This is a genomic window from Roseateles sp., from assembly GCF_031397715.1.
Taxonomy (GTDB): domain Bacteria; phylum Pseudomonadota; class Gammaproteobacteria; order Burkholderiales; family Burkholderiaceae_C; genus Paucibacter_A.
Window position 1 is genome coordinate 1 of the sequence record NZ_JANNMI010000221.1, and the last position, 4,205, is coordinate 4,205.

At 61.1% G+C, this 4,205-nt stretch carries 3 protein-coding genes and 1 pseudogene; 3 read left to right on the forward strand and 1 reads right to left on the reverse strand.

The genetic code is table 11. From position 1 onward, the window contains the following. The first annotated feature begins 543 nt into the window (after nucleotides 1–543). Nucleotides 544–831 carry a hypothetical protein gene (locus RMO57_RS09485; protein ID WP_310386028.1) on the forward strand — a complete coding sequence of 96 codons (288 nt, stop codon included), beginning with the start codon at nucleotides 544–546 and terminating at the stop codon, nucleotides 829–831. Between the two features lie 120 nt (nucleotides 832–951). Here the strand turns inward: RMO57_RS09485 and RMO57_RS09490 are convergent, their stop codons facing one another. Next, nucleotides 952–1,974 carry an ATP-binding protein gene (locus RMO57_RS09490; protein WP_310386030.1) on the reverse strand — a complete coding sequence of 341 codons (1,023 nt, stop codon included), beginning with the start codon at nucleotides 1,972–1,974 and terminating at the stop codon, nucleotides 952–954. A 250-nt stretch (nucleotides 1,975–2,224) separates the two neighbouring features. Here RMO57_RS09490 and fba point away from each other — a divergent pair. Further along, nucleotides 2,225–3,289: pseudogene (fba, locus tag RMO57_RS09495) on the forward strand (class II fructose-bisphosphate aldolase). A 103-nt stretch (nucleotides 3,290–3,392) separates the two neighbouring features. Continuing rightward, on the forward strand, nucleotides 3,393–4,205 hold an 813-nt coding region (locus RMO57_RS09500), incomplete at its 3' end, for a phosphoribosylaminoimidazolesuccinocarboxamide synthase (RefSeq protein WP_310386032.1).

Below are 4,205 nucleotides of genomic sequence, written 5' to 3' on the forward strand. Positions count from 1 at the left end.
GGGATGGAGGGGATGAAGAGAGAGCGGCGGCCGAACGGGCGGGCGGGCGCTAAATTGAGGTGCGACAACATCAATAGCGACAAGGCACAGCGGGCATGAGGAAGGCTCAATTTCTCCGCTTGCATGAATGCTCTGCTTGCTTCGCCAAGACCAAATCGATGCGCGGCAAAGTCAAGGTCTGCAAGAATTTTTTGCCTGGATGGAGGGGATGGAGGGGATGAAGAGAACGCGGCGGCAGACCGCCACCTCTTCGACGGCCTAGTTTCCGACCCCGATCTCCAGCGGCTTTATATAGAAGCTCGATGCCCCTGTGCTTGAAGCGACTTCATCCCCTCCATCCAGGCTCAATTTCTCCGCTTGCATGAATGCTCTGCTTGCTGCGTCAAGACCAAATCGATGCGCGGCCAAGTCAAGGGCTGCAAGAATTTTTTGCCTGGATGGAGGGGATGGAGGGGATGAAGAATGGCAGGACGCCACACGCCAAAGCTACGGCTATGGCTGTGGTTCGCGCCTTGCCTGACGAACGAATGAATGAATGAATGAATGAATGAATGCGTCAATTTAATTCGAAAGCTTATTGGCGCAACGATGTACGAGTCCGGGTTGTTGCACACCCTGGGACGCAATCGCTTTGACGTGGCCCTGGGTTTTTCGACGAAGGTCGAGTACTTACGCAAGACCTGGCCCGATCTGGGTGACTTTGAACCTAGATCCGGCAGTCGGGTGCGTAGCGCTCTCACCCAAATGGTGAATTTAGTCGAAGCGACTTTGCTCAGTAGGCATCGGACTCAATTGGCAAAAGTAAGCGGTCAACTGCTGGATCTAGGTTGAATATTTGCCGCGGGTGGAGGCGCAGATGTACCGGGCCCGCATGGCGGCCTTGACTACCAGTGCTGCCGCCCCCCCCCGGTGCTTGTCTTGGCCGATCAGCCAAGCCAGGCTGACGCTGACTCAACCAGCGTTCTGTGCGCTCTTGACCAGTGCGGCGATACGCGGCGTCATGTGCGTGGGCAGCAGTTCCACTTCTTGATGCGCCTTGGCGAAAACGCGGAACAGCTCGTCGGTGAAGCCGTGGCCGACATCGACGACGCCGTCGAAATTGATTTCGGCTCGCTTGAACATCGGCAGGCGCGCCGCCACCCGACGGGCCTGCGCGCGCGAGTCCAGCGGCTGGCCCGGCCCGGCCAATAGGCTGAGGTCGATGGTGGTGTGGTCAAACTCGATGCCGCTGCCGTCCAGGCTCCAGGCTCCCAGTACCTGATCGAGCGTGCGCTTGGTGTCGAGCGAGATCGACATATAGATCGAGCTGCCCTGGCGCGGCAGCGGGCGGCCCGGCTGCCAGCCGCCGGACTCCCAGGCTCTGCGTTGGAAGGCGGTGCCGTTGGCGTGGATGTCAAACACATCGGCCAGTTGCGAGCTGAAAAACAGGCCGCGGCCGGTGTGCATTTCGGGCTGGCTGGTCAGCCGCCCCTTGCTCAGCTCCAGCATCGCGTGCTGGGCATTGGCAATGTCAAATGCCGAACAGATTTTGTCGAACACGCCGCAGCCGTCGTCCGATACCAAGAGCTGCGCGTGGCTAGGCGTCTGGCGCAGTGAGACGGTGACACTGCTGCCGCCGCTGTGGTCGGCGGCGTTATTGACCAGCTCGGTAAAACCATGCTGGATCATTCGGGCGACATGCGGCGGGAGGTCGAAATTCGGGGCAAAGTCGCGCTGCCAGGGGATGTCTTCTTGCAGCCCGTGCAGCGTGTAGCTGCGGGCGACTTGGCGCAGCAGGCCGGGGCCGTAGAGCGGGCGGCGCTCGCTGCCGCTGCGGCTGAGCCAGTTGGCGTCGACTAAACGCCGCAAGGCGGCCAAGGAGGCGCGGCGGCTGGCGCCGGTGCGCTCCTCCAGATGGCTGGCCAAATCGTGCGAATGTTCGCGCGCGGCGGCGGTGATCCAGAGCGTCAACTGGTCAATGGCTAAACGTGTCATGCATTACTCCCTTGGCTCCAGTGTCCGCGGCTTCAAACTTTGTTAAGCCGTGAAAAATAAGGCACAGCGAGCCTAAATGCTCAGGTGCCGGCGCACAAGCGAGACCGGCCCGGGATTGTTGCGGCAAAGCCGCCGCTAGAATCGGCGCCAGTTACAACGCGGTTACAGCCCCCAAACTCAGGTTTTGGCGCTAGGCTGCGTTCGCAGGGTTTTCAAAAAGTTTTTTATTAACTTCCCAAGGGACTCGCTCATGGCTCTCGTTTCAATGCGCCAATTGCTGGATCATGCCGCCGTCAATGGCTACGGCATCCCGGCTTTCAATGTCAACAACCTGGAGCAGGTGCAGGCCATCATGATGGCGGCCGACGAGCTGAATGCGCCGGTCATCATGCAGGCCAGCGCCGGCGCACGCAAATACGCCGGTGAGCACTTTCTGAAGCACCTGATCCAAGCGGCGGTGGAAAGCTACCCGCATATTCCCGTCGTGATGCACCAGGACCATGGCCAAAGCCCCGCTGTGTGCCAGGGCGCGATCGACCTGGGTTTCTCCTCGGTGATGATGGACGGCTCGCTGGAAGCCGACGGCAAGACCATTGCCAGCTATGAATACAACGTCGACGTAACCCGCAAGGTCGTCGACATGGCGCACGCCTAGGGCGTGACGGTCGAAGGCGAGTTGGGCTGCCTGGGTTCGCTGGAGACCATGCAGGGCGACAAGGAAGACGGCCACGGCACCGACGCGGTGATGACGCATGCCGAACTGCTGACCGACCCCGAGCAGGCGGCTGACTTTGTGCAGCGCACCCAGCTTGACGCGCTGGCCATCGCCATCGGCACCAGCCACGGCGCCTACAAATTCACCCGCAAGCCCACCGGCGATATCTTGGCGATTGGCCGGGTCAAGGAAATCCACGCCCGCCTGCCGAATACGCATTTGGTGATGCATGGCTCGTCGAGCGTGCCGCAAGACCTGTTGGCCAAGATCCGCGAGTTCGGTGGCGATATGGGCCAGACCTTCGGCGTGCCGGTCGAGGAGATCCAGGAAGCGATCAAACACGGCGTGCGCAAGATCAATATCGACACCGACATTCGCCTGGCGATGACGGCGGCGGTGCGCGAGTTCTTCGTCAAGAACCCGAGCAAATTCGACCCGCGCGAGTTCTTGAAGCCGGCCCGCGACGCTGCAAAAGTCATCGTGCGCCAGCGCTTTCAGGAGTTTGGCTGCGAAGGCCAGGCCGGCAAGATCAAGGCGCGCACGCTGGTCGATGTGGCCGCGGCCTATGCGCGCGGTGAGTTGAATCAAATGATCAAGTAATCGGGCGAAACTTTCGCCAGTAACCCGCTCGGTTTGTGCCCGGCGGGTTTTTTTGCGCCAGTATTGCCGCCTAAAATCGCGCCTTATCTTTCGGACCACCGTCATGACCACCGCTGCCTTGCTGAACTCCACCATCACTTCGCTGCCCCTGATTGCGCGCGGCAAGGTGCGCGAAATCTATGCCGTCGGTGACGACCGCATCCTGATGATTGCCAGCGACCGTTTGTCGGCCTTCGACGTCATCATGGGCGAGCCGATTCCGGGCAAGGGCGTTTTGCTGACGCAGATGGCGCTGTTCTGGTTCGCCAAGCTGGACGGCATCGTGCCGAATCATTTGACCGGCGACGACCCGCTGTCGGTGGTCAGCAGCGCGGACGAGAAAGCCCAGGTCAAGGACCGCTCGATGCTGGTCAAGCGCTTGAAGCCCTTGCCGGTCGAGGCGGTGGTGCGCGGCTATCTGGCCGGCAGCGGCTGGGCCGAATACCAGGACAAGGGCGAGGTCTGCGGCGTCAAGCTGCCGGCCGGTTTGCAAAATGCCTCCAAGCTGCCCGAGCCGATCTTCACGCCCGCCACCAAGGCCGAAATGGGCGACCACGACGAGAACATTTCCTTCGAGGTGATGGTTGGGATCATCGGTACGGATCTGGCGACGCGGGTGCGCGATATCTCGATCCAGCTCTACAAACGCGCGGCCGACTTCGCGCTGACCAAGGGCATCATCATTGCCGACACCAAGTTCGAGTTTGGCCTTGATTTCAGTGACAGTGCCGACGGCACGCTGACGCTGATGGACGAAGTGCTCACGCCCGACTCCTCGCGCTACTGGCCGGTCGAGAGCTATGCCGAGGGCATCAACCCGCCGAGCTACGACAAGCAGTTCGTGCGCGACTGGCTGGAACAGGCGCAGGTGAGCGGC

What these genes read in the sequence shown, in the direction of transcription:
- RMO57_RS09485 (WP_310386028.1), top strand. Translation starts at nt 544, where the DNA reads ATGAATGAATGCGTCAATTTAATTCGAAAGCTTATTGGCGCAACGATG.
- RMO57_RS09490 (WP_310386030.1), bottom strand. Translation starts at nt 1,974, where the DNA reads ATGACACGTTTAGCCATTGACCAGTTGACGCTCTGGATCACCGCCGCC.